The organism is Priestia sp. MDV22-iso46, assembly GCF_058629175.1.
Genome location: NZ_JBZVWT010000002.1, coordinates 17,865 through 44,233, shown reverse-complemented (window position 1 = coordinate 44,233; position 26,369 = coordinate 17,865). Strand labels below are relative to the sequence as shown.

Sequence of the window (26,369 nt, the reverse complement as noted above, 5' to 3'; positions counted from 1 at the left end):
TCCATTTTAACTATAAAACAGCGGAAAGAGGTCGCTATTTCAGCAGACCTCTTTCTACTTAGTCCTTTACTAGTATAACAAAAATTTGTTTTTAAAAACTACCTGTGTTCACATTTTTAGGTCTTGAAACTGGTTCCGTTAATTTTTTCCCTTTTTCATCTTTTAGCGTTTTTTTGCCATTCACCTTAATGGCAACGCTGTCTACGGCTTTTTGTTCCGTCAGCGATAACACTAAGGAGTCGAGAACATGCTGAGAAATTTCCGTTCCTTTTAAATTCCCAAAGATGTTTTTATTAAAGTTCAGCGTTAACTCACCGTCCGCATACTTTGGAGCTGCTACGAGCTTTGCATCAGGATTAAAATCTGTCACTAAACCTGATGCAGGTGCAGGTCCTTCTACAAGCTCGTTCACAATTGCAGTGTACATATCTTTGTCATCAGAAGCAATTCGTTTTGTGACAGGAACATAGTAAGTTTGTTTGCCCTCTTGAGCTAAGTAATAAATCGTAACTGGCTTCGTTTGAGTTACGTCAACTACTCCAGTATTATCAAAGTTAATGCCATCTGCTCTGCTCAACCCTTTACTGATTGGCGTATGATTTACAGGCATCTCATCTTTATCATAGCCGTTAATGCGAATTTTAACTTTATTTACGCCTTCAAACTGCGTCAGCGTCCAAGTGACGGCCTGCAGAATACGGAGTTCATCTTCTTTTTTATACTCAGCAAATTCAGGTGAAAAATCTGCTACCATCGTGCCGTCACTTTCCAGCTTTGTCCCTAAAACTCTTGTATCAGCAGGAAGAACCGCTCGGAAATTATTTGGCAATAAGTTTGTGACTGGTCCACCCTCTACTAAATATTCAAGAGACTGTTTAGCGACACCTTTTGATTTAGGAATTTCAAGCGTCTGGGGAACAACGTACCCGTTTTTATCAATTAAGTAGAGTTCTCTTTTGGTAGGCTCAGATGTTTCTGCGGCTTTACTTTGTTTTTTATTAGCTTCCGTTACTTTCGCTTCAGTCGCTAATGATTTTTCATCTTTCACATAGGTGACATCCTTTGGCGGATCAATTTCCTTTGCTGCGTTATCCCCTCCGAAAAGTCCACAGCCGGATAACAATACAGATGTGGTCACCACGGCGGATATGAGAACAAATTGGGTCTTTTTGGACATTCCTTTCCCTCCTCAGACTGTTTGTACTACTATGTATACGAGCTTTTTTGCATTTTAGACCAGCTCAAAAAAGTTTTTGTCCACAAAAAAAACCGAGCATGATATGCACGGTTTTAAAGCTTGATATGTTCAACATTATATACAGGGTGCTCAAACCATTTAGATGCAATAGATTGAAACAGTTCTGTTGATCCTGTTGTAAAGAAGTAGTGTTCAGGCTCCATGTTTCTAGGAGCTAGTAAATTGCTATAAGAAAGAATAGCACTTACCTCTATTGCCGTTTCTTCGCCAGAACTGATTAACTGAACTCTAGGCCCAATTGCTTCTTGAATAACTGGCTTTAATAACGGATAATGCGTACATCCTAAAATAAGGGTATCCATATCTGTATGATAAAAAGGTTTTAATGTTTCTTTTACAATTCGCTGCGCTTCCGGTCCTTCATAATTACCGCTCTCTACAAGAGGCACAAACAAAGGGCATGCTAAATTTTCCACTTCCACTCTTGTATGAAGAGCTCGGAGTGCATGTGTATAGGCTTGACTTTTCACGGTTCCGTTTGTGCCGATTACACCTATTTTATGATTTTTAGTTACTTTAAGCGCAGCGCGTGATCCTGGTTCAATGACGCCTATAACTGGAATATCGAGCTGTTCTTGAATTTCATCCAGCACAACTGCCGTAGCCGTATTGCACGCAATAACAAGCATTTTAATATCTTTATCTACTAAATAATTAGTCATCTCCCACGTGAAAGCTCGTACTTCTTCACTAGGACGAGGACCGTATGGGCAGCGGGCTGTATCTCCAATATACATAATTTGTTCTTTCGGAAGCTGTCTCATAATTTCCTTTGCTACCGTTAATCCGCCCACACCTGAATCTATAACACCAATTGGTCTACTCAAAACAATCGCCTCATTTTTCTTTCATTTCATCATGCAATTTTCGTAACGTTACTCGTAAAACTTCCGTTTCACTCGGAGAGAAGTTTGCCAGTACGCCATTTAAATACGTTTGTCGCTTTTCAATTACTTCTTCGATAACACGTGCTCCTTCAGGAAGCAAATGAATACGTACTACGCGGCGGTCTTTTGGATCTTTCACCCGAACCACCAACTTATTTTTTTCCATACGATCTACTAAATCTGTCGTTGTACTACAAGCGAGAAAAATACGATTTGATAAATCGCCAATCGTCATATCTCCACGTTCAAACAGCCACTGCAAAGCAATAAACTGAGGTGGCGTAATCGTATAGTCTTCTAAAATTTCTCTTCCTTTTTGCTTCACAATCGCTGCAATATGTCGAAGTGACTTCTCTAATTCTGCCACTGTATCCTCATTATTTTTTGCTGTCATACCGTAATCCTTTCCACCTATAAGTCTTATTTTCTATTATTTCTTTCAGTTAAACCCGTCTCTATTGTTTCTCTTTTCTATTTTATATTGTGCTCTTTTTTCAGTAATTTTTCAAGGTTAACATAAGGATTCTACAACGTTCATCATAAGTCTACATACTCTCATTCAGCATCAAAAAACAGCTGCTCCATAAAAGGAGCAGCTGTTTCTATTAATTATTGATATACAGCTCGAAAACTGAGCTGAAATCTTTTGTTGTGTAGGCTGTTTTTTTATCTAATAACCAAGAAAACGCAGCTTCGTTAATTTCTTTAAATTCACCAGCAACACTTCCACTTGTATTTCTTGTACTGCTTAGCGTAGAAGAAGCTAGCTGAATACTTTGTTTAGCAAAATCGAGCGCAATTTCATTTTCACGCGTTATTTCAGACATTTTAAACAGCGCTTTATATAAATCTTTTACCTCTTCTATATGCTTTTTGTGTACATCGATAGAAAAAGTCTCCGAGCCAATTTTAAATTTAATTTCCACATCTAAATCGACAGTTCCAGCCGTTTCTAGCATCACGTTTGAAATGTGATTTGTGCTGTAGTTATAACGGCGAAGCATTCGCTTTTTGCTTGTAGCACTTGTTCCATCAAGATGAATGAGCGCTTTATTGGTAAAGCAATATTCATCTGACTTTGATTTGATTAGAAAATAAATTTTTTCTTGTTCTTCATGCATAACGTAATCGTCTGCATCTACCTTGTCATAATCAACTGGCTTAATAACAGAACCAATATCACTTAGCCCCAGTACATCAGCAGCTACTTTTCCAAACATTTCCCCATCTCCCTCTTAAAAACAATTGTATTATTTTCATGTTTTAAGTGTACTGTGCAAATAAGGGGATGTAAATAAAAAAAGGAGCTTCTTAAAAAGAAGCTCCACATTTATTAAAAGAGCAAATTTAAAATCATATAGATAAGTGCAGCTAATGAAGCTGAAATTGGCAATGTGATAACCCATGTAATCACCATGCGCTGTGCAGTTCCCCATTTTACACCTTTCACTCGGTGAGCAGAACCTACACCTAAGATAGAAGATGAAATAACATGAGTAGTACTGACAGGTAGATGAATAAACGTTGCTCCAAAGATAATGGCAGCACCCGTTAAGTCCGCAGCTACTCCATTAACAGGACGAATTTTCATAATTTTACCGCCGACGGTTTTAATGATTTTCCATCCACCAATTGACGTTCCAAGCCCCATTGCGACCGCACAAGCCAGCTGTACCCACCACTGAATCTCAGTACCGCTTTGCATATTGTTAGCAATAAGCGCTAGCGTAATGATACCCATTGCTTTTTGCGCATCATTCGTACCGTGTGTGTAAGATTGTAGGGCTGCAGTCAGGATTTGAACGCGTCGAAAACGCTTATTCGTTTTCGTCAAGTTATGGTTTTTAAACGTTAGCTTGATAATCGTATAGACAATATAACCTACTACAAAGGCTAGAACTGGTGAAATTAGAAGGGCTTCAATGATTTTGATGAAACCTTTGTAATTTAAAGCACCAAATCCAGCAGCTGCAATAGCTGCCCCTGCAATCGATCCAATAATTGCATGAGAAGAACTACTCGGGATACCGAAATACCATGTGATTAGGTTCCACGCGATAGCAGAAATTAGTGCTGCTAAAATAACGACAGAACCGTTTTGAAGCGTATAAGGATCAACGATATCCTTTGTAATCGTTTTGGCTACGCCCGTAAACGTCATAGCACCCACAAAGTTCATGGTTGCGGCTAAAAGAATTGCATGTCGCGGTTTTAAAGCTTTGGTTGAAACAGAAGTCGCAATGGCATTAGCTGTATCGTGAAACCCGTTGATAAAGTCAAAACCAAGTGCACCAACTACAATTAGAATGGTTAATATTAGCATTGAATCCATTATATTATAGCCCCGTTACGCATTCTTCATAATAACTGATTCTAAGTTGTTCGCAACCGTTTGACAATAATCCGCGATTTCTTCTAGCGTTTCATAAATTTCTTTATATTGAATAACTTTAATTGGATCTTTACATGTTGCAAATAATTGTTTTAGTGCACGACGATATAATGTATCACAATGTGACTCATACTCTTTAATTTTAATTGCATGTTCACTAATTTGAAGAAGCTTTTTCTCAGACAGCAAATTAATAGTAATTAAAATCTCTTCAGCACAGCCTTGAATATTTTTAACAAATTCAGCTACATATTCATCAAATGTCGTAATTGAATGAATTTCCATTAAAGCAGCAAAGCTGTCGATGCCATCAAGTACATCATCCATGCTCATTGCTAGCTGTAAAATATCTTCACGCTCAATTGGAGTAATAAATGCTTTGTTCAACTCAGTAATCACTGTATGCACGTATTTATCACCTTTTGATTCATACGCTTTTAAAACGTTGGCAAATTCCTTTAGGTCAGATACATTTTGAAGTTCAAAGCTGCCTAAAAACTCTGCTGAGTCCTTAATATTTTGGGCAATGTCCATTAACATTTCAGAAAACTTGTCTTTTTTTCTTTTGATCACGTTGCAATCCTCCATCCAATTTATCGAAACTTTACCACTCGTTTTTTCTCTCTATCTTTTTATATGTGTTCTAGTTTCTTTTTTCATTTAAAGTAATGGATAAAACTTAGCTGTTCATTACTATAACGAGAGAAACCACCTCTCTTGTGTATCAAAAAATTCTAAAAAAACAAACGTTTACCAGAGCAAAAGTCCCAAAAGGTGGTTCTTTTACTTATAGGTTATGCGATTCATTTTTTTACGCCAAGTCAAAAATTACTCCTATTATTGTTAATTGTCAATAACTTTTCAAACACATTTTTTTAGGTCTCTTTACAATACATTAACAATAATACGTTCATTCCTTTTAAAATAAGGGTTTTCAGAGTTTGTATAAAACTGGGATTTACAAAAACTTAACATTACTCCCCTTGTGTAAATAATAAAAGCCAGCTCCTTTAGAACTGGCTTTTATTATTTACTTATTATATTGCTGAAATACATTTTTTACTTTCGGCACGACGTAATGACTTCCGCCTTTATCTTCTACTCCTTCAATCATCATTGAAACGAGTAGGTTTTTCTGTTTTGTATCCACAGCTACAAACCAGCCGTTTTCCTGCCCTTTTTCACCTTGAGTTTTCTTTAATTCTGCCGTTCCAGTTTTTCCAGCCAGGGTTAACCCATCTATCTTTGCAGCATGACCCGTACCGTTCTTATCTTCAATGACATCAACTAAATCCTTTTGAATTAATTGCGCCGTTCCTTTAGATATTACTTGTTTTTTCCATATTCCACTCTCATCACCGTTCATAAGAATAGGCTTTACTATGTTTCCATCGTTTACAATCGATGTATACATCAATGCCAAGTGGAGAGGATTCACTTGCAGTTTCCCCTGGCCATAGCCAGAGTTTGCTAATACTCCCTCATCTTTAATATCTTGATCACCTGCAATTTTAGACGTTTCAAAAGGATAATTAACAGGCATTTTTTGATTGAACCCAAACTGTTTTAAACCACTGTTAAATTTGTCTAAACCTAGCTTCAAAGCAGTCTGCGCAAAATAAATATTATCAGATGTAACATAAGCATCACGTAAATTAACATTCGGCTTGCTTCCCACTCGTGTTACGTAAAAATCCCCCCAGCTTTTATCTTTTTGCCATTTCTTCCCGCTGATTGATATACTTTCGTTTGGATTTACCACACCTTCATCAACCGCTAAAGCTCCCGTGACTAACTTAAATGTAGATCCCGGAGAATACGTTTTGGTAAAGCGATTCATTAACGGCTTATCCGGGTTCGTTGAAAGGAATTGATACGTATTAGCATCGATTCCAAAAGAAAAAGAATTCGGATCAAAAGCTGGCGTGCTTACAAGACCTAATATTTCTCCCGTTTTAGGTTGAAGAGCAGTAGCTACTCCTTTTTCATCTTTTAACTGTTCATAAAGGGATTTTTGAACATTCGTGTCTACCGTAACTTGAATGCTTTCCCCGTCTTTTGGATTCACTTTTGCAATTTCATTCTTTTTATTACCATCTTTATCTACAGTATAAATCGTGACGCCGTCTCGAGCACGAAGCTTATCTTCATATAAAGACTCTAAGCCAATCATTCCAGCTTTAGACTGAGCATTATAGCCTTCATCTTTATGCTCTTTTAAATATTCCGCTGTGACAGGCGCAACGTATCCAACTAAATGAGCACACGCTTCTTCACAAGGATATACGCGCGCATTTACCTTTTTTTGTTGAATGCCTTCTACTTTTTTCAAAGAATTCTCTAAATTAGAGGCGTCTTTTTGACTAACCGTTTTAATAGGAACAAATTGATTCTCTTTCACCCAAGAAGCGCTCAGTGCTTGATTAATACTTTTTTCTGAAAGAGCAAGAGTCTTGCTTAATTGTTGTATAGCTTGCTCGCCGCCTTTAGAAAACTGTTGGGGAACAACTCCAACTTGAATCGCTTCTCCGTTTTGAGCTAAATATTTCCCTGAACGATCCATAATTTCTCCACGCACAGCTGACTGAGTAGCTACTCTTACTTGCTCTCCTTGCTTAAGTCCTTTAAAAATCATATTAGGCTTCCAATTAATATACCAATTCTCTGTATCCCCTTGTTTTTCTTGAACCACAGCAGCATTTTCTTCAAATGAGATTTCACCGGCTACAGAGTTCATGTTTACTTCAAAAGGTAAAACAGCTTTATGGTCTTTTATTTCTAAGTCTTCTATTTTACTTGCCTTCACTTTAAGCTTGTCCGCTTCAATTGCATCATAGATATTTTTATATCGATTTACAAAGTCTTTTTCTGAAATCGTCTTTTTAGCATCTTTAGACAAGTATCCATACATGCCTTTAAAATCTTCTTTATTCCACATGGCTACATATTTATCGAATCGATCCTGTGCTTTCTGTTGATCATTTGAGCAACCGGCAGTTATTAATAAGAGAATTGCCATAGTAAAAAATAGCCACCCAATTCGTCTCATGATGATTTTCCCCCTTTTTCCAATACCATTTCTCTATCATATAAAATTTTACATAAACTTTCCATCAGAAAGTTACCACCAGGAATTAATTGGTATTACAACCCACTAAATTTACACATTTACAAAAAAATCAATAGGTAAATAAGAAAAAAATTGAACATTTTGTGAATATTTTGTGTCTTTTTTGGAAAGTATTTGATATAATAATTGTAAGAAGAAAAAGAATAGGAGGCGACTAAAATGAGAAGATTCTTACAGTTTTACTTTATGTTTAGTTCTCTGTTCTGTTTTGGAAGCGTTTTCGTCCTACTTATGTCTCAAGAATATTATTTTGCACCGTTATTCCTCACACTGGGCTGTTTAAATATTTTTCTCTTTAAAGTATATATTCAAGAAAGTCGAAAAGATAAACAAGCTGCACCTGAAAAACCTAAACCAACAATTTAACGAACTCGTCTCTCGGCTGAGATGAATGTAAAAGAAGAACCGGTGAATTTTTCACCGGTTCTTCTTTTATGACGTTGAAGCTTTTGGAAACCTATCGTTTGCAATAATCTCACCGGTGCTTTCACTCTTTCCTTCACCGTCATCAATATTTAAAAGCGGGAACAATAACTCTCCTACGTGATAAGCTTCTTCTAAATGCGGATAGCCTGATAAAATAAAAGATTCAATTCCTAAGGCTTCATATTCTTTTATTCGTTTCGCTACATTTTCAGCACTGCCTACTAGTGCAGTTCCTGCACCACCCCGGACGAGTCCTACACCTGCCCATAAGTTAGGGCTAATCGTAAGTTCCTCTCTGGTTCCTCTATGAAGGCTCGCCATTCGCTGCTGCCCGACTGAGTCATACCTAGCAAAAGTACGCTGTGCTGCTTGAATCGTGTCGTCGTCCAAATGCTGAATTAATCGATCGGCTGCTTGCCAAGCTTCTTCTTCCGTTTCCCGTACAATAATATGCAAACGAATCCCAAACTTAACGGTTCTGCCTTCTGCTTCTGCTTGCTTTCTCACAGCCGTTATTTTTTCTCTTACTTGTTCAGGAGGTTCGCCCCACGTTAAATACACGTCAGAATGTTTTGCTGCAACTTTTTGTCCTGCGGGTGAAGATCCGCCAAAATAAATAGGTGGAGAAGGTTTTTGAACAGGTGGATACAACAGCTCACTGTTCTCTACATGAATATGTTTTCCTTCATAATTAACCGTATCTCCAGCCAATAACCCTTTCCACACATCTAAAAATTCATCCGCAGCTTCATAACGTTCATCATGTGATAAGAAAAGGCCATCTCCCGCTAATTCTGCCGGATCTCCTCCTGCTACTACATTAACTAGTAAACGACCGTTTGAAATCCGATCAAGAGTCGAGGTCATGCGCGCTGCCACGGAAGGCGCCATAATGCCGGGACGTACAGCTACTAAAAATTTCAAACGCTCTGTTTCAGGTATAAGTGAAGCAGCCAATAGCCACGGGTCTTCGCATGATTTCCCCGTTGGAATCAAAACTCCTTCAAACCCTAACCGGTCAGCTGCTTGAGCAACTTGCCGAAAATATGAATAGTCTGCTGAACGACCTCCTCGATTTGTCCCTAAATATCTTCCATCTCCATGGGAAGGAATAAACCATAACATTTTCATGATTCAACACTCCTTTTCGTTTGTTCTAGATGATATCCCAGCTCTTTTAATGAACGTTTAATTCTCGCTTCTGCTTCTTCCGCAATAAACTCAATTTCATTTTCTTTCGTATAGGCCACCTCAGAATCAACAATATAAACTCCATGAATAAGAGCAGTAGCTCCTAAAACGGATAAAGTCGGCTTAAATACATAATCAAGAGCCAGTAGGTGAGCAATGGTTCCCCCTGTAGCTATCGGCAGCACGGTTTTATTGTGCAAACCTTTTTCAGGTATTAAATCTAAAAATGTTTTTAAAATTCCTGTGTAGCTAGCTTTATAGATTGGGCTGACAATAATAACGGCATCAGCATCTGCGACTTTCTTTTGAGCTTCTTGAATCGCAGGGCTAGAAAAGTTAGCATATACTAAGTCTTCAGCGGGCAAGTCACGGACATGCACGGTTTTCACTTCATATTTTTCATCTTGTAGATATAATGCAATATACTCGCTTAAAGCAGCTGACCTTGATTGCTTTGAAGGGCTTCCTGTAATAATTGTAACCTGGCTCATTATCATCTCTCCTTTTCACTTATAAAACTGATAGATTTACAAGGATTAATACGTGTATAAATCCTTATTTTATTTTTCACCTGCGTAGCTGTCTCTCCATTTAAGAAGACGCTTTTCTAATACTCGGACAAATGAATCGGTTAATTTGCCTACAACAGCAAAAATGATAATTCCGACAAAAACTACGTCCGTTTGAGAAAACTGTCTAGCATCCATAATCATGTATCCTACACCTTCACTTGCTCCCATTAATTCAGCAACTACCAGTCCGAGCCATGCAATACCTAAAGACAATCGGACACCAAGTAAAATATTAGGAAGAGCAGCTGGTAAAATGAGTTTTGTGATTTGTTTCCATTTACTAAATTGAAGAACACGAGCAACATCAAATAATTTCGAATCAACGCCGCGAATACCTAGATACGTATTAACATAGATTGGGAAAAATGCACCGTTTGCAATTAGCAATATCTTTGAAATTTCACCAAAGCCAAACCATAAGATAAATAAAGGCGCCAATGCAAGGTGAGGAACAGTTCTAAGCATTTGAATAGATGGATCCATATAGTGCTCCGTTTTCTTTGAGAAACCGACAATTACACCAAATAGTAATCCTAGTCCAGCTCCAACGGCAAAACCTATGGCAGCACGCAAAATACTGATTTGAAGATTAGCTCCGAGTTCCCCAGATACGATGAGCTGTTTGAAAGAAAGTACAATATCAACAGGTGTAGGAAGAACAGTTTTGGATACATAGCCCGCAGAACCAATGATTTGCCACACCACGATAAGCAGAAGTGGCATGACAAGAGAACGAAGGAAAATTCCCTGCTTATTTTTCGCTTCTTCCTTTCTTTTTTTCACTTTTTGCAAGTGAGCTGCTGAAGACTGGACATGTCCTGAAACCACAGATGTTTTACTCATTTTCATCACCTCATTTTTCTTTTAATGCTTTTTCAATAAATGAATTATCAACAACATCTCCAGTATCAATTTTCTTTTTAATAACGCCTAAAGATTGTTGAAAATCAGCTGTTCGCTGTTGTTCTGCAATAATTTCTTTAGAGGTTGGGCGATTATAGGCAGGATTATTTTTTAACACTTGTCTTACTACGTCTTTATCTAGATTTTTTTGCTTTGCTAAAATATCCACAGATTCTTCAAAATGTTCGTTTTGCCATTCAAGCGCTTTTTGATAAACTTGTAAAAACTTAACGACTAACTCTGGATGATCTTTTGCAAAGCCTTCTCTTACAATAGTAAAGCCCGGTGAAGCAACCTTTAATGAATCGCCGTCTGCTAAAATACGAGCTTCATTTTTTAAGTTTTGCAGTGAGATAAACGGTTCCCAGATTGACCATGCATCCACTGACCCATTTTCAAATGCTGGCTGAGCTTCGTCTGGCTGAAGCTGAATAATCTTTACATCACTTGGCTTCAACCCATTTTGGTCAAGAGCTCTGTACAATAAATTAAAACCGCTGCTTCCTTTCGCAACCGCGATCTTTTTACCTTTTAAATCTTTTACGCTTTTAATCTTGCTGTTTTTCCCTACTAAAATGGCATTTCCTTTCAACCCGTCGCTGGAATTAGCAATTTCTAAAAACGGAATGTCTGCGCCTTGACCAGAAATAACCGGTGAATTTCCAACTTGGCCGAAATCCAAATGTCCAGATGCTAAACCTTCAAATTGCGGGGGTCCGCTTTGAAACTCTGTCCATTTAACATTTACACCTATTTTTTTAAATTCTTTTTCAAACCATTTTTGGTTTTGTGCCAGCATTAAAGGGCCTAAGCTTTGTTGGATACCAATATTAATCGTAACGTCTTTTGAATCTGCTCCGCTCGCTTTTTCTTTCGTCCCGCACCCAGCCAATGCGAGGACAAGTACAATAGCTGCAGTTAAAAGTAGCTTTTTCATCTGTTCTGTCTCCTTCTCTGTCTTATTGAATCTTTAATGTTCTCCTGCTTCTTCAAATTCTTTCAGTACTTGCTGCCTTAGCTGCTGAAATGGTAACTCTGTCTTTTTTCGCGGATGACTAATTTCTACTGGAACGACCCGGCTAATTTCTCCTGGTCTGGCACTCATAATCACAATTTTAGTCCCCAAGCAAATGGATTCATCTAAATCATGCGTAACAAAAATCATGGTTGTTTTTTCTTTTTTCCATATGTCTAGCAGCACATCTTGCAAATGAGTGCGAGTGAAAGCATCTAATGCACCGAACGGTTCATCTAACAATAAAACCTCTGGATTTCTTAAAAGAGCACGCGCAATAGCAACTCGTTGAGACATCCCTCCAGATAGTTCTCGAGGATAAGCTTTTTCAAATCCTTTCAGCCTGACAATATCAATTAACTCATTTACGCGGTGCCGAACGTTCGAATCTTTCAGCGATAAGTCAGCCGCTATATTTTGCTCCACATTAAGCCATGGGAACAAGCGGTGTTCTTGAAAGATCATTCCCTGTTTAATGCTAGGTCCGGCTATGTGCTTCCCGTTGATTTCAATACGCCCTTCATAATCCATATCAAGTCCTGCAATCATTTTAAGCAGTGTACTTTTTCCGCATCCGCTCGGACCAATAACGGTAATAAATTCACCTTTATTAATCGTAAGATTTACATTTCGCAATGCTTGAGTTACTTGTTCTCCTTTTTGAAATGAGCGGTTAACCGATTGAATCATGACACTCACAGCAATTCCTCCTCCTTGAATTTTCAAATCAAAAGCTCGTTCATCTAAAAACACAAAAGCTCCTACCTGAAAAAGGTAGGAGCTTTCGGTTGACCGATCAGCCCGTTGCTATATTTAACTGATTTGTTATTGGATTATTTTGAATTTTATCATATTAATCCGATTTGTCAACTGTGTTTTATATATTTTATCCTTGTGATTCTTGAGGATTTGGCTTTTTCCATTTAAATACTGAGTTTAAAAATCCGTATATATGCTTAGACTCCTTCGTTAACAAAGGGCCAATAATAGCTAAAATCAATACATAAAGCGCGGCGAATGGCTGAAGAATTGCGGATAATCCTCCTTCAATTCCAATGTTAGCCATAATGATCGAAAACTCGCCTCGTGACATAATCGTTAAACCAATGTTAGTAGAAGCCTTGTGTGACAGCCCGCTTTTTCTTCCTGAAATCATACCGGCTGTAAAGTTACCAATAATCGTAAGCGCAACTGCGCCAAGCGCAAGCCATCCTGCATCCCACAGCGTGAGAGGATCAATACTTAACCCGAAGCTGAAGAAAAAGATAGCTCCAAAGAAATCACGAAACGGTACGACAAGATGTTCAATACGATCGCGATGTTCCGTTTCAGAAAATACAAGGCCAAGCAATAACGCACCAATTGCTTCTGCCACGTGAATTGTTTCTGAGAAGCCTGCCACAAAAAACAATACCGCAAAAACGACGATTATAAAGATTTCGTTTGATGAAATATTTAAAAGTTTATTTAGTAGCGGCGTGGCTTTTCGAGCAATGATAAAGAACAGCATCATATAGCCAAACGCAATTAAAATAGATGTTAAAGATCCAGCAAGCGATCCGTGGTCTCCAAGCACCAGCCCTGAAACGACAGAAAGATAAACGGCTAAGAAAATATCTTCAAACATGATGATCCCTAATATCAGTTCCGTTTCTGGATTCGCTGTCCGTTTTAAATCAACCAATACTTTTGCGACAATTGCGCTGGACGAAATCGTAATAATTCCAGCGATAATCAGCACTTCAAGAAGAGGATTTCCTGTCAGGTATCCATACAATAATCCTAAAGTGAAGTTAATTAAAATATAAATAGATCCTCCCACCGCGATGGACCTGCCTGATTTAATTAGCTTTCCAACTGAAAATTCTAATCCTAAATAAAAGAGTAAAAAGAGAACTCCAATTCTCCCCATGAATTCAATAATCTCTTGGCTTTCAATAAACTTCAAACTGAATGAGCCAAACTCAGGAGCATGGGGACCGACCGCCATGCCCAGCAGAATGAGGAATGGAATAATCGTAAATTTAAATTTATGTGCTAGTATAGCCGCTAAAGCCACTAGTAACAAAGCTGTCCCAACTTCAAATACTAAATGATCCAATTATGAACTACCTCCTTGTGAAAGCAATTCTTTAATGAGCGTTTTTAAATTTCCTCTTTCACCAGAGATGACAAGCGTATCTCCTTCTTCAATTAACGTATCTGGTCCTGGGGTGGATAATTTTTTTTGCGTGTTTTTAATGACGGCGATGATAGTGACATCATAGTTGCTGCGAACGTCAATTTCACCAATCGTTTTACTGTGAGCTTTCGCTTGTTTTTCAACTTTGTACCATTCAATCACTAAGTCATTGAATGCCACTTCAATGGTTTCCATTGCTTTTGGCTTGTAAATCATGCCGCCTAAAATTGCAGCTAGCTGTCTTGATTCCGTATCTGTTAACGTAATGTCAAAAATGCTTTCTTCTAAATCTTTTTGATCGAAGTGGTAGATTTCACGTCGTCCATCATCATGAATGATAACGACTACACGGTTTCCTCCGTTTGTCTCAATTTCAAATTTACGGCCGATTCCTGGTAACTCCGTTTCTTTAATCATCATTGAATGATCACTCCTATAAAGTTTTTAAAAAGAATTTTTAAATTTTGCCGCGTTATTTGCATAGAAAATCCGCATAGCAAATAAGCCTAAGAATAGTTGGTAATTTTAGGTTTGAAGAAAAGGCTGTGGAAATTTCAACCTTTTTTATTTAATTGAGGTAACTTGATTGAAAGATTTTTGGATAAAAAAGTGTTTTCTTGAGGATAAAATACGCAATTTGATGCGTCGGAATGATGAGTTTGGCACTCGTCCATACTAAAGCAAAAGTTACTATCACGCTTTTTATGAGGGATCCTATTTGTTTAACGCTGTGCTTAGCTCCTGGAGACATGTGCACAATATCCGTGTAATGCTGAACCGAACTTTTTGTGACCTTCACTTTTTCAAAGTCGTTATCAATAAATTTATCTGGCAAACTCGCAAAAGGCAAACAGAATATCATGCATAACAATAAGCTCATCCATACATTTTTCATCATCTCACCTCTCTTTCTTCTGAACTAGTATCTCCTTACTTAAAAGTATACGTACTCTGAAATTCAATTTCAAGCAATAAGTTTTTTTTATAAAGATATACCTTTTTTATAATATTTTCTTAACGTCATTCTTTTTAGATATGTATGCGACACTTAAAAAAATATACAAAAAGCTGGCTTTCTAAGAAGAAAGCCAGCTCATGTTATAGTTCAAGTTCTCCCATTCGAAGGAGTTCTACGACTGCTTGAGAACGCCCCTTGACTCCAAGCTTTTGCATCGCATTAGAAATATGATTTCGAACTGTTTTTTCGCTAATGAATAGTTCACTCGCGATTTCTTTTGTTGTTTTGTCCTGTACTAAAAGCTCGAATACTTCTCGTTCACGCTTTGTAAGTAGCGGTTTAGGTTGAAACTCTTTTTCTTTCAATGTAACCCTCCTTGCCTGATCCTGAGTTGAACTATCGGATGGGTGTAAATTTAGTCAACATATCTTATGTGCGGTATGCCTACGCGGTTACTAGTTTTAGAAAAAATATGCAAAAAACTCTTTTTTACCTTTAAAAAAGAAAAAAGCCTGAAGAAAGAGCCTTCAAGCCATTTTCATATATTTGATAAACACCTTTTCATCTCTTCATTCCAAGGCACGCTTTTTCCCGTTTCTTTAGAAATTTGCACCATTGTTCCTCTCCCGGTGAGTACAACCTCTCTTTGCTCATTTTGAATCATATAGTGTAAATCAACCGACGAACGTCCAATTCTATGAGCTTTTACAAAAACAGATAGCACGTTGCCAAAATACACTTGTTTGACATAATCGCACTGCAAATCAGCCACCACCGGTATCGTTCCCTCATGCTCACTCGTCCACTTTTGCATAAAGCCAATATGGTGAAAGAATTCCGTACGTATTTGTTCAAAATAAACAAAAGGAACCGTATTATTTAAATGCCCAAACATATCTGTTTCCGAAAATCTTACCTTGATCTCCTGCTTAAACGAAAATGACTCTTTCCAATGATCCATGTCTTCAATATACGAAATATTATTCATCTGTATTTCCTCCATTCGTCATAGACAAAATAAAACCTCTCCGCGTGGAGAGGTTTTGAGTGATTATACTTGATCGCTACCAAAGAAACTTCTGAATGCTTGAATTGTTGTATCGCGGTTCAAAGCTGCGATTGAAGTAGTCAATGGAATTCCTTTTGGACATGATTGAACGCAGTTTTGAGAGTTCCCGCAGTTCGCTAGTCCTCCATCACCCATAATCGTCTCTAAACGTTCTCCTTTATTTAACGCACCGGTTGGATGGGCATTAAACAAGCGAACTTGAGAAAGCGGTGCTGGACCGATGAAGTTTGACTTGTCGTTTACGTTTGGACAAGCTTCTAAGCAAACGCCACATGTCATACACTTGGATAACTCATACGCCCACTGACGTTTCTTTTCAGGCATACGCGGTCCTGGACCTAAATCGTATGTGCCATCGATTGGAACCCAGGCTTTTACTTTTTTTAGTGAATCAAACATACGGCTGCGGTCTACTTGCAAGTCACGAACCACAGGAAATGTTTTCATTGGCTGTAAGCGAATTGGCTGTTCTAGTTTATCAACAAGAGCCGTACATGACTGACGAGGTTTACCGTTGATGACCATTGAACAGGCTCCGCATACTTCCTCTAAACAGTTCATTTCCCAGTTTATCGGAGCAACCTCTTTACCTGAAGCATCAACAGGGTTACGTCTGATTTCCATCAGTGCTGAAATAACGTTCATATTCGGACGATACGGAATTTCAAACTCCTGATTGTAAGGAGCAGATTCAGCTGAATCTTGACGTGTAATAATGAAGCGCACTGTCTTTTGGACTGTTTGTTGTTCACTCATTGATTAACGAACCCCCTCTTGTTGTTTTTTTGGTTTTTCATCTTTTTTCTTTGTGTAGTCGCGCTTACGCGGTTTGATTAACGATACGTCTACCTCTTCATAATGGAAAGAAGGAGCCGTTTTCTTATCCACAAAAGATGCCATTGTTGTTTTTAAGAATTCTTCATCGTTACGATCTGGGAAATCTGGCTTATAATGAGCACCGCGACTTTCGTTACGGTTGTAAGCTCCTAGCGTTACAACACGTGAAAGCTGAAGCATGTTTTGCAGCTGACGAGTAAATGTTGCCGCTTGATTACTCCATTTAGCCGTATCATTAATGTTAATACGATCATAGCGTTCAATTAATTCTTGAATCTTTTCATCTGTTTTTAACAGTTTGTCATTGTATCGTACGACTGTCACGTTGTCAGTCATCCATTCCCCTAGCTCTTTATGAAGAACGTATGCATTTTCTGTACCTTGAAGATTCATGATATTGTTCCATTTCTCTTCTTCTTCTTTCACATGACGATCATATACGCTTGAAGAAATAGCATCTGCGCTCTTTTCTAAACCATTGATGTATTCAACCGCTTTAGGACCGGCAACCATACCACCATAAATAGCTGATAATAATGAGTTTGCTCCTAAACGGTTCGCTCCGTGCTGTGAATAATCACACTCACCAGCTGCGAATAAGCCAGGAATATTTGTCATTTGATCGTAATCCACCCATAAACCGCCCATTGAATAGTGTACGGCTGGGAAAATTTTCATTGGTACCTTGCGCGGATCATCGCCCATGAATTTTTCATAGATTTCGATGATACCTCCAAGTTTAATGTCTAGCTCTTTTGGATCTTTATGTGAAAGGTCCAGATAAACCATGTTCTCTCCGTTAATTCCTAACTTCTGCGCTACGCAGACGTCAAAAATTTCACGAGTTGCAATATCACGAGGTACTAAGTTACCGTATGCAGGATATTTTTCCTCTAAGAAATACCAAGGTTTACCGTCTTTATATGTCCAAACGCGTCCGCCTTCTCCACGAGCAGATTCACTCATAAGACGAAGCTTATCATCTCCTGGGATAGCAGTTGGATGAATTTGAATAAACTCTCCGTTTGAATAGTATGCACCTTGCTGATACACAATAGATGCCGCTGAACCTGTATTAATAACTGAGTTCGTCGATTTTCCAAAAACAATTCCAGGTCCACCTGTAGCCATAATAACCGCGTCAGCTGGGAACGTTTTAATTTCCATTGATTTTAAATTCTGTGCAGAAATTCCGCGACAGCTGCGCTCATCGTCAAGAACAGCACCTAAGAATTCCCATCCTTCGTACTTTGTCACAAGTCCGGCAACTTCATAGCGACGAACCTGCTCATCTAATGCGTACAATAATTGTTGACCCGTTGTTGCTCCAGCAAAAGCCGTACGGTGATGCTGTGTCCCGCCAAATCGTCTGAAGTCTAACAAACCCTCAGGAGTACGGTTAAACATAACACCCATGCGGTCAAGTAAGTGAATAATGCCAGGAGCTGCTTCACACATTGCTTTTACAGGTGGCTGGTTGGCTAAAAAGTCTCCGCCGTACACTGTGTCATCAAAGTGTTCCCATGGTGAATCCCCTTCACCTTTCGTATTTACGGCTCCGTTGATTCCACCTTGCGCGCAAACTGAGTGAGATCTTTTTACCGGAACTAGTGAAAATAAATCTACTTGCTTGCCAGACTCAGCAATTTTTATTGTTGCCATCAAGCCAGCTAAACCGCCACCGACTACGATGATTTTTCCGTTACTCATCGGAACCCCACTCCTTCAAAACCTTAATTTTATGCAAATGCGAATAATGTACGAACACCTACAAATGTAAGTGCTAAGAAGATTGCTAATGTCACATAAGTTGAAATTCTTTGAGAACGTGGTGTTACAGTTAACCCCCAGCTAACTCCAAATGACCATAGACCGTTTGCAAAGTGGAAGATCGTAGATACAACACCAACTATGTAGAATGCAAGCATTGCCGGGTTGCTTAAAATTCGTTCCATCATTTGAAAATCTACTTCTTTTCCAAGCGCAGCTTGTATTCTGGTTTCCCATACGTGCCATGTGATGAAGATAAGTGTGATTACACCTGAAACACGCTGAAGGATAAACATCCAGTTACGGAAAAACCCATAGTTGTTAACGTTTGTTTTAGCAGTGAATGCGATGTAAAGACCGTATATTGCGTGAAAAACGATTGGTAAGAAAATAATGAAAATTTCTAGAGCATAGCGGAAAGGTAAGCTCTCCATGAAGTGAGCTGCTTGATTAAATGATTCTTCTCCCTTTGTCGCGAAATGATTCACAACTAAATGCTGTGTTAAGAAAATCCCGATTGGTATTACCCCAAGTAATGAATGGATTCTCCGATATTGAAACTCTCTGTTTGCCGCCATCTGCGTAGACCCCCCTTAGTTAAATGAACATAGTTTGTGAAGAACTTTCTTACTCCCACTAGACAAATAGATTAATCGTGAATATAGGAAATGAAAACCTTTGCATTTCCTAATAAAGTATGTGACAGGTTAATTTTACTCCCATCGATTAAGAGCGTCAAGGCAAGATATTTAAATCTTCTATAAAATATAAATTTATAAAATTTTATATTTGTTAACGCTTACTATATTGATGTTACAGATTTTTTCTTTCTATTATAATATTGCTTGCCACAACTAAGTAAGCGTTTACTTTATACTTTTATTGTAAACAAGTTCACAAAACATTTACACAGGTAAAAGTACCCTTTTAAAAGGTATATTATGGATTTTTTATCTTTACATCTAACTCTTTTTACCATAATAAAGATCCTCTTACATTTTATTAAAAAAATGCGTGAGAGGTTTTTTAGATTTGTATATAATAGTAGTAAAGAAAGAGGGGAAAGCATGAGCAATTTACAAACAGAATCACAGCAAGAACTTGAAGAGACGATGGAAACATCAGAACCTAATGTCACAGCTGAAACAGAGAGAACTCTTGATCACGTTTCATATTTCGGATATAGCCTTTTGCGTGACGTGTTAATTCCAGAGCTTCTTGGAGACGAAACGAATACCATTTCATACTGGGCAGGAAAACACCTTGCACGGAAATACCCATTAAATACAATGGATGAAATCGTCGCTTTTTTTAAAGCAGCTTCCTGGGGAACACTGACGCTTGCAAAAAAAGATAAATATTCACTAGAGCTTGAGTTATCAGGTGATGTGGTCAGCAAAAGATTTCAGCAGGAAACTTGTTCGTTTCATCTTGAGTCAGGATTTGTGGCTGAACAGATTCAGCGGCAAAACAACTGCCTAACAGAAGCCTACTTAACACATAAAGAAAAGAACGGAAAAGTGCTGATTTCCGTGCAGTGGGACCGAAAAGATATTTTACCTACCGAAACACGCGCGGAGCGTTATAAAAAGTAAAAAATACGTATATATAAAAGACGTGGAGATACCACGTCTTTTTTCTCTTCTTTATACTTGCACTGCCTGCTGTTCTTCTAGTTCGAATGCTACGTGAAGCGTCTCAACTGCTTTTACCATATCAGCATGCGGTACAACTGTAGATACTTTAATTTCAGACGTGCTGACCATCTTCACTTCAATTTTCTCTCCTGCCAACACTTCAAACATTTCAGCTGCAACACCTGGGTTTGAAATCATACCTGATCCGACAATCGACACTTTAGCCAGACCGCTTTCATGTTCGATACGCGTATATCCTAAAGTAGATTTATATTCTTTTAAGACAGCAAGAGCAGCTTCTACGTCTACGGTTTTAATAGAAAATGAGATGGATAGACGATTATTAGCCGTTACGTTTTGAATAATAATGTCCACATTTAACTGTTCTTTTGCTAATGCTGTAAAAATAGTAGAAAGAGTTTGCAACTCGTTGTTTAACCCTTCAATTGTCACGCGTGAAATATTATCTTCAAACGCAATTCCTCTTACGACTAAGTTTTGTTCCATTGAAACTTCCTCCTCAACAATCGTTCCATTCTCGTTTTCTAAGCTTGAACGCACTTCTAGCGGTACCTGATAATTTTTTGCAAACTCAACAGCGCGCGGATGCAGCACCCCTGCTCCCAAATTAGCTAATTCTAACATTTCGTCATATGAAATAGAGTGAAGCTTACGGGCATCTTCTACATAGCGCGGATCTGTCGTAAACACTCCTGTTACATCTGTATAAATATCACATTTTGCAGCTTTTAGCGCCGCGGCAAGAGCTACTGCCGTCGTGTCAGAGCCGCCTCGACCTAATGTTGTAATGCTTCCATCTTCTGAACAGCCTTGGAATCCAGCTACTACTACAATTCGTCCGCTATCTAACTGACGTTGAATACGAGTTGTATCAATGTGCTGGATTCGTGCATTGCTATGAACTGCTTCCGTCTGGATGCCAGCTTGCCAACCTGTTAGCGAAGTTGCTTCATACCCTTTGCATTGAAGGGCCATTGTTAACAGGGAAATCGTCACTTGTTCTCCAGTTGTAAGAAGCATATCCATTTCGCGTTTGCTTGGACTGTCCGTAATATCACTTGCTAATTTCACCAGTGCATCTGTGGTTTTGCCCATTGCCGATACAACAACGACTACTTGGTTACCGCGCTCTGCTTCTTGAATAACTCGGTTTGCTACATGTTGAATACGTTCAACAGAACCAACAGATGTTCCACCAAATTTTTGAACGATTAATGCCATAATTTTGTTCATTCCTTTTCAATAAATTTGCATATGCAGGATGATGAGAAGCTAAATTTTTTTACTCAGACAATAAAAAAAGCAATGAGATGAGCTCTCATTGCTTAACGAACGAAAATTATAAAACATAACCGTCCACTGCCGTGAGATAGCTCTCCAAGAATCTACATCTTGACAATCCTACGTTTATTCAACGCAGAACCAGCAATCATTACTATGAGGTAATGTTCACTTCGGCAAATTTCCCTTTCCGCATCATTCATAAGGGCTCATACCCTTCCTGATACGTACTGATTAAATTTGCACCTCTATCTTCACTTCATTTGATGAAGTGTCGTATGAAATTAGTTAATAGCTTATCAAATATTTTCTATTATTTCAAGACTATTTTTGCAATGTTTCATAAATTTTTTCAGCAATGTTTTGAGGAACACCTGAATTTCGAATATCTTCAACCGTTGCTTCTTTCAATTTTTTCACCGAACCAAAATACTTTAACAAAGCTTTTTTACGCTTTTCTCCCACTCCCGGAATGTCGTCCAGAACAGACTGAAAAGCGGACTTAGAGCGCACTTGACGGTGGAAGGTAATCGCAAAGCGGTGAACTTCATCTTGAATTCGCTGAAGCAAATAAAATTCTTGACTATTGCGTTCAAGCGGTATGATTTGAGGAGGCTCGCCAATCATCAGATTCGAAGTTCTGTGCTTATCATCTTTGACAAGACCTGCTGTAGGCACTAAAAGTCCCAATTCATTTTCGAGAACATCCTGCACCGCAGCCAAATGCCCTTTACCTCCATCTACAACAATTAAATCTGGAAGCGGAAGACCTTCTTTTAATGCTCTGGAATACCTTCTGCGAACCACTTCTCTCATGGAACTGTAATCATCTGGTCCCTGCACGGTCTTAATTTTATATTTACGATATTCTTTCTTTTCCGGCTTCCCATCAACAAAAACAATCATCGCAGAAACTGGGTCTGTTCCTTGAATATTTGAATTATCAAATGCTTCAATCCGATAAGGAGCGGCAATTCCAAGCTCTTCTCCTAACCGTTCAACTGCGCCAACCGTGCGTTCTTCATCTCGTTCAATTAAATAGAATTTTTCACCGAGCGCAATTTTTGCATTTTTACACGCAAGTTCTACTAATTCTTTCTTTTTGCCTCGCTTTGGATGCTGAACCTCTACTTCTACTAATTTCTCAGCCAACTCTGCATCAATCGTTGCTGGAACCATCACTTCTTTTGGCTTAATATTTTTGGCATAAAACTGACCGATAAAAGTTAAGAAATCTTCTTCTGGCTCTTTATAAAAAGGAAACATAGAAACTTCTCGCTCGATTAATTTCCCTTGGCGAATAAAGAAAACTTGAACACACATCCAGCCTTTATCATAAGAATAGCCAAACACATCTCGATTAACAAAATCATTAAACGTTACTTTTTGCTTTTCCATTGTCGCTTCGATATGAGCAATTTGATCTCGATATTCTTTAGCCCGTTCAAAGTCAAGTTCTTCTGAAGCTTTTAACATTTTTTCAGTTAACTCTGTTTTGACATGCTCATATCCACCATTTAAAAACCGCGTGATATTTTCAATAATTTGTTTGTTTTGCTCTTCTTTTACTTCTTTTACGCAAGGAGCTAGGCATTGCCCGATATGGTAATACAAACAAGGTCTGTCTGGCATGGTAGAGCACTTTCTTAATGGATAAATGCGATCAAGAAGCCGCTTTGTTTCATTTGCAGCTTGAACGTTAGGATAAGGACCGAAGTATTTCCCTTTATCTTTTTTTATTTTTCTTGTAATAACAAGTCGGGGCTGTTTTTCAGCTGTAATCTTAATAAAGGGATAACCCTTATCATCTTTAAGCATGATATTGTATTTTGGATCATGCTTTTTAATTAAATTCATTTCTAAAATAAGCGCTTCTAAATTAGAAGATGTGACGATATATTCAAAATCGACAATGTCGTTTACAAGTCGAAGCGTCTTTCCGTCATGAGATCCGGTAAAGTAGGAGCGCACTCGATTTTTTAATACTTTTGCTTTTCCTACGTAAATGACCGTTCCATATTTATCTTTCATCAAGTAGCAGCCGGGCTGATCCGGTAAAATAGCCAGCTTTTCTTTTAAATAATCGTTCATATTTTTCTCCTTCCTCTTCTCTTACTCTGTCCATCTATACATTCGCTTATGAAGCGTAACCTACATTCTTTCCTGCCTTACAATACATGCACATAAGCCGGATTTATGGCGGTGTTCCTTACATCTAGTATAAAACAAACGAACGCATATTCGCTAAATAAAAGTATTCCCAAAAGAGAAAAAGTGGAGAAAAAGAAAAAACCTAGCCTGAGCTAGGTTTTGACTTACGCGTGTTTATTAATTAATTCTGTTAATGCTTCTTTTGGTTGGAAACCAACTACTTGGTCAACTTTCTCTCCATCTTTAAATAATACTAAAGTTGGGATACTCATAACACCAAATTTTCCAGCCGTTTCTTGATTTTCATCAACGTCTACTTTCACGATTTTAACTTTATCGTTAAGTTCGCCATCGATTTCTTCAAGAACTGGAGCAATCATTTTACAAGGGCCACACCATGGTGCCCAAAAGTCAACAAGCACTAGGCCTGATTTAATTTCATCTGTAAAGTTTTTATCTGTAGCATGTGCAATAGCCATTTTAATTCCTCCTAAATATATGCAATATCCAAATTCTACTCACAGTATATCACCTTCAAATAAGGTTTGCTAACTTTTTGCTTACATTTATACTGTTTATTCTCCGCTCTAGTTTGTACAATTCACATAAAAACATACGTAGAAAATTTCGTTTTCCATGAGGTTGAGACATAACGAAATGAATCCCATCTAAAGACGAACAAATAGTATACAAGAGCTGAACCGCTTGTGACACCGCAGTTGATTTCTGTGCAAGACTTCGCTTTCTGCAGGAGTCTTCGCCTTGCCCTCCAATCAACTGCTAGAAAGACCCACACACATGAAAGCTACGCTTACCCTAACAAAAAAACGAACCACTAATCAAACATCTTGATCAATGGTTCGTTTTTCACTTCGTCTAAAATACTTTTGTCCCAGCCTCTTACGCAGACTGTACTTTCAGCTTTTTAAATTCTTCCGTTAGCAGAGGCACCACTTCAAATAAATCTCCAACGATTCCGTAATCAGCTACTTTAAAAATATTCGCCTCAGGATCTTTGTTAATGGCAACAATAATTTTTGAATTTGACATGCCGGCCAAATGCTGAATGGCTCCTGAGATTCCGCAGGCAATGTATAAATCTGGTGTGACTACTTTGCCCGTCTGACCGATCTGAAGAGAATAGTCGCAGTAATCTGCATCGCACGCTCCGCGAGATGCCCCAACAGCTCCATTTAACACGTCCGCTAGTTCTTTGAGAGGTCCAAAACCTTCCGTGCTTTTTACACCTCGACCACCTGCAATCACGACTTTTGCTTCGGATAAATCAACTCCTTGCGTTGCTTTCCGTACAACTTCTTTTACAACTGTACGCAGGTTTTTGATTTCAACATTTAAATCCTCTACATCGCCTGTACGTCCCTCGTCTTTTGCAAGCGGTGAAATATTATTTGGACGAATCGTGACAAACGTAAAAGCATCGGTCATGATTTTCTTTTCAAATGCTTTACCAGAATAAATTGGGCGGGTGAAGACTACTTGATCCCCTCCAACTTCTACATCCGTCACATCGGAGATAAGTCCTTTGTCTAAGCGAGCTGCCAGTTTTGGCGCTAGGTCTTTGCCAAGAGCCGTATGGCCAAATACGATAGCTTCAGGCTGTTCACTTTCAATGATGGCTAATAACGCCTGAGCATAACCATCCGATGTGTAAGCAGCTAAATCTTCATGCTCCGTCACAACAACTTTATTCGCTCCGTACGCAATAAGCTCTTCACTTAAAGCTTTTACGTCCTTTCCTACTAACGCTGCAACAATTTCCCCACCGTCAGCTACAGTAGACGCTGCGGAAATCGCTTCAAACGATACGTTTCGTAATCCCCCATCACGTGCTTCTCCTAGAACTAACACTTTGCGTCCCATTGCAATACCCCCATTGTTTTGACTTTTGACTTATTAAATGACTTTTGCTTCTTTATGCAGTAAATTGACCAGTTCTGTCACTTGATCTTTTATATCTCCTTGTAATACGCGTCCTGCGTCTTTTTTCGGAGGCAAATAAATTTCAATTGTCTTTGTTTTTGCTTCTACATCATCTTCATCTAAATCTAAATCATCCAATTCCACTTCAACCAACGGTTTCTTCTTCGCTTTCATAATCCCTGGAAGAGATGGATAGCGAGGTTCGTTAAGTCCCTGCTGAGCTGTTACTAGAAGAGGAAGCGACGTTTCGATAACTTCGGAATCGCCTTCCACATCGCGTACAACAGTCACTTTTTCACCTTCGATATCCAATTTTGTAATCGTCGTAATATAAGGGATTTCTAACTGTTCTGCTACGCGCGGCCCCACTTGGCCCGAACCTCCGTCAATCGCTACGTTTCCTGCCAAAATCAAGTCAGGAGATTGTTCTTTTAAGTACTGTGCCAGCAGCCTAGAAGTCGTGTACTGATCGCCATCTTCTATGTCATCTTCCGTATTGATTAAAACCGCTTTATCTGCTCCCATAGCCAAAGCTGTTCGGAGTTCTTTTTCTGATTCTTCCCCTCCTACACTCACGACCGTAATCTCCCCGCCATGCTTTTCCTTTAGCTGAATAGCTTCTTCAACTGCATACTCATCGTAAGGATTAATAATAAATTCAGCCCCATCTTCAACAATTTGACCATTTTTTAATGAAAGTTTCTCCTCTGTATCGAATGTTCTTTTTACTAACACGTAAATATTCATT

General features: G+C 38.5%; 27 protein-coding genes and 1 riboswitch. Of the genes, 2 read left to right on the top strand and 25 right to left on the bottom strand.

The features are described 5' to 3' along the window. Positions 1 to 91 precede the first annotated feature (91 nt). The 7 genes from AC4NPH_RS12110 to AC4NPH_RS12080 form a co-directional block, all read right to left on the bottom strand. Positions 92 to 1,177 (bottom strand): GerMN domain-containing protein, encoded by a 1,086-nt coding sequence (locus AC4NPH_RS12110; protein WP_063672745.1) that lies wholly within the window; start codon positions 1,175 to 1,177, stop codon positions 92 to 94. A gap of 113 nt (positions 1,178 to 1,290) precedes the next feature. Next, positions 1,291 to 2,085, bottom strand: coding sequence for a glutamate racemase (gene racE / locus AC4NPH_RS12105; RefSeq protein ID WP_025601441.1), 795 nt, complete (start codon positions 2,083 to 2,085; stop codon positions 1,291 to 1,293). A gap of 10 nt (positions 2,086 to 2,095) precedes the next feature. Beyond that, positions 2,096 to 2,539 carry a MarR family winged helix-turn-helix transcriptional regulator gene (locus AC4NPH_RS12100; RefSeq protein WP_013059382.1) on the bottom strand — a complete coding sequence of 148 codons (444 nt, stop codon included), beginning with the start codon at positions 2,537 to 2,539 and terminating at the stop codon, positions 2,096 to 2,098. Positions 2,540 to 2,750: 211 nt separating this feature from the next. Beyond that, positions 2,751 to 3,365 (bottom strand): PH domain-containing protein, encoded by a 615-nt coding sequence (locus AC4NPH_RS12095; protein WP_013059383.1) that lies wholly within the window; start codon positions 3,363 to 3,365, stop codon positions 2,751 to 2,753. A gap of 113 nt (positions 3,366 to 3,478) precedes the next feature. Further along, complete coding sequence (locus AC4NPH_RS12090) at positions 3,479 to 4,477, bottom strand: inorganic phosphate transporter (RefSeq protein WP_013059384.1); 999 nt, start codon at positions 4,475 to 4,477, stop codon at positions 3,479 to 3,481. Positions 4,478 to 4,492: 15 nt separating this feature from the next. Next, positions 4,493 to 5,125 carry a DUF47 domain-containing protein gene (locus tag AC4NPH_RS12085; protein ID WP_029711160.1) on the bottom strand — a complete coding sequence of 211 codons (633 nt, stop codon included), beginning with the start codon at positions 5,123 to 5,125 and terminating at the stop codon, positions 4,493 to 4,495. A gap of 442 nt (positions 5,126 to 5,567) precedes the next feature. After that, the gene (locus tag AC4NPH_RS12080; protein ID WP_063672747.1) at positions 5,568 to 7,586 is read right to left on the bottom strand and encodes a penicillin-binding transpeptidase domain-containing protein; all 2,019 of its coding nucleotides are present in this window, start codon (positions 7,584 to 7,586) and stop codon (positions 5,568 to 5,570) included. 240 nt (positions 7,587 to 7,826) lie between these two features. Between AC4NPH_RS12080 and AC4NPH_RS12075 the strand changes: the two genes are divergently transcribed. Next, positions 7,827 to 8,033, top strand: coding sequence for a hypothetical protein (locus tag AC4NPH_RS12075; protein WP_013059387.1), 207 nt, complete (start codon positions 7,827 to 7,829; stop codon positions 8,031 to 8,033). 66 nt (positions 8,034 to 8,099) lie between these two features. Here AC4NPH_RS12075 and ssuD read toward each other — a convergent pair whose 3' ends face one another. The 13 genes from ssuD to AC4NPH_RS12010 form a co-directional block, all read right to left on the bottom strand. Next, positions 8,100 to 9,224, bottom strand: coding sequence for an FMNH2-dependent alkanesulfonate monooxygenase (gene ssuD, locus AC4NPH_RS12070; RefSeq protein ID WP_013059388.1), 1,125 nt, complete (start codon positions 9,222 to 9,224; stop codon positions 8,100 to 8,102). After that, entirely contained in the window at positions 9,221 to 9,775 is a 555-nt protein-coding gene (gene ssuE / locus AC4NPH_RS12065; RefSeq protein WP_025601445.1) for an NADPH-dependent FMN reductase, read from the bottom strand. The genes ssuD and ssuE overlap by 4 nt, the downstream gene beginning before the upstream one ends. Positions 9,776 to 9,844: 69 nt before the next feature. After that, on the bottom strand, positions 9,845 to 10,579 hold the full coding sequence (locus tag AC4NPH_RS12060) for an ABC transporter permease (RefSeq protein WP_370506076.1): 735 nt from the start codon (positions 10,577 to 10,579) through the stop codon (positions 9,845 to 9,847). A 130-nt stretch (positions 10,580 to 10,709) separates the two neighbouring features. After that, on the bottom strand, positions 10,710 to 11,696 hold the full coding sequence (locus AC4NPH_RS12055) for an aliphatic sulfonate ABC transporter substrate-binding protein (RefSeq protein ID WP_013059391.1): 987 nt from the start codon (positions 11,694 to 11,696) through the stop codon (positions 10,710 to 10,712). 33 nt (positions 11,697 to 11,729) lie between these two features. Continuing rightward, positions 11,730 to 12,473, bottom strand: a complete 744-nt coding sequence (locus AC4NPH_RS12050; RefSeq protein WP_371399833.1) for an ABC transporter ATP-binding protein — start codon at positions 12,471 to 12,473, stop codon at positions 11,730 to 11,732. 187 nt (positions 12,474 to 12,660) lie between these two features. Beyond that, positions 12,661 to 13,875, bottom strand: coding sequence for a cation:proton antiporter (locus AC4NPH_RS12045; RefSeq protein WP_053487762.1), 1,215 nt, complete (start codon positions 13,873 to 13,875; stop codon positions 12,661 to 12,663). Next, positions 13,876 to 14,376, bottom strand: a complete 501-nt coding sequence (locus AC4NPH_RS12040; RefSeq protein WP_013059394.1) for a cation:proton antiporter regulatory subunit — start codon at positions 14,374 to 14,376, stop codon at positions 13,876 to 13,878. It abuts the gene before it with no gap. Positions 14,377 to 14,524: 148 nt separating this feature from the next. Then, positions 14,525 to 14,854, bottom strand: coding sequence for a hypothetical protein (locus AC4NPH_RS12035; RefSeq protein WP_255286306.1), 330 nt, complete (start codon positions 14,852 to 14,854; stop codon positions 14,525 to 14,527). A 200-nt stretch (positions 14,855 to 15,054) separates the two neighbouring features. Further along, complete coding sequence (gene gerE, locus AC4NPH_RS12030) at positions 15,055 to 15,279, bottom strand: spore germination transcription factor GerE (protein WP_013059396.1); 225 nt, start codon at positions 15,277 to 15,279, stop codon at positions 15,055 to 15,057. Between the two features lie 173 nt (positions 15,280 to 15,452). Further along, entirely contained in the window at positions 15,453 to 15,902 is a 450-nt protein-coding gene (locus tag AC4NPH_RS12025; RefSeq protein WP_029320056.1) for an acyl-CoA thioesterase, read from the bottom strand. Positions 15,903 to 15,965: 63 nt separating this feature from the next. After that, positions 15,966 to 16,739, bottom strand: a complete 774-nt coding sequence (sdhB, locus tag AC4NPH_RS12020; protein ID WP_013059398.1) for a succinate dehydrogenase iron-sulfur subunit — start codon at positions 16,737 to 16,739, stop codon at positions 15,966 to 15,968. A 3-nt stretch (positions 16,740 to 16,742) separates the two neighbouring features. Further along, positions 16,743 to 18,530, bottom strand: coding sequence for a succinate dehydrogenase flavoprotein subunit (gene sdhA / locus AC4NPH_RS12015; RefSeq protein WP_013059399.1), 1,788 nt, complete (start codon positions 18,528 to 18,530; stop codon positions 16,743 to 16,745). 29 nt (positions 18,531 to 18,559) lie between these two features. Further along, on the bottom strand, positions 18,560 to 19,168 hold the full coding sequence (locus tag AC4NPH_RS12010; RefSeq protein ID WP_013059400.1) for a succinate dehydrogenase cytochrome b558 subunit: 609 nt from the start codon (positions 19,166 to 19,168) through the stop codon (positions 18,560 to 18,562). Between the two features lie 489 nt (positions 19,169 to 19,657). Here AC4NPH_RS12010 and AC4NPH_RS12005 point away from each other — a divergent pair, with 489 nt between their 5' ends. Next, entirely contained in the window at positions 19,658 to 20,185 is a 528-nt protein-coding gene (locus tag AC4NPH_RS12005) for a YslB family protein (RefSeq protein WP_013059401.1), read from the top strand. Positions 20,186 to 20,236: 51 nt separating this feature from the next. Here the strand turns inward: AC4NPH_RS12005 and AC4NPH_RS12000 are convergent, their stop codons facing one another. The 5 genes from AC4NPH_RS12000 to AC4NPH_RS11980 all read right to left on the bottom strand — a co-directional run bounded on the left by AC4NPH_RS12000 (position 20,237) and on the right by AC4NPH_RS11980 (position 26,368). Beyond that, a complete protein-coding gene (locus AC4NPH_RS12000; RefSeq protein ID WP_013059402.1) occupies positions 20,237 to 21,469 on the bottom strand; it encodes an aspartate kinase in 1,233 nt (410 codons plus the stop codon). A gap of 141 nt (positions 21,470 to 21,610) precedes the next feature. Further along, positions 21,611 to 21,788, bottom strand: a riboswitch (Lysine riboswitch). A 65-nt stretch (positions 21,789 to 21,853) separates the two neighbouring features. Then, positions 21,854 to 23,620, bottom strand: a complete 1,767-nt coding sequence (uvrC, locus tag AC4NPH_RS11995; RefSeq protein WP_055992447.1) for an excinuclease ABC subunit UvrC — start codon at positions 23,618 to 23,620, stop codon at positions 21,854 to 21,856. A 224-nt stretch (positions 23,621 to 23,844) separates the two neighbouring features. Then, entirely contained in the window at positions 23,845 to 24,159 is a 315-nt protein-coding gene (gene trxA / locus AC4NPH_RS11990; RefSeq protein ID WP_013059404.1) for a thioredoxin, read from the bottom strand. Positions 24,160 to 24,580: 421 nt separating this feature from the next. Then, positions 24,581 to 25,561: an electron transfer flavoprotein subunit alpha/FixB family protein gene (locus tag AC4NPH_RS11985; protein ID WP_013059405.1), complete on the bottom strand. Its 981-nt coding sequence runs from the start codon at positions 25,559 to 25,561 to the stop codon at positions 24,581 to 24,583. Between the two features lie 33 nt (positions 25,562 to 25,594). Then, positions 25,595 to 26,368 (bottom strand): electron transfer flavoprotein subunit beta/FixA family protein, encoded by a 774-nt coding sequence (locus AC4NPH_RS11980; protein WP_016765685.1) that lies wholly within the window; start codon positions 26,366 to 26,368, stop codon positions 25,595 to 25,597. Position 26,369 lies beyond the last annotated feature (1 nt).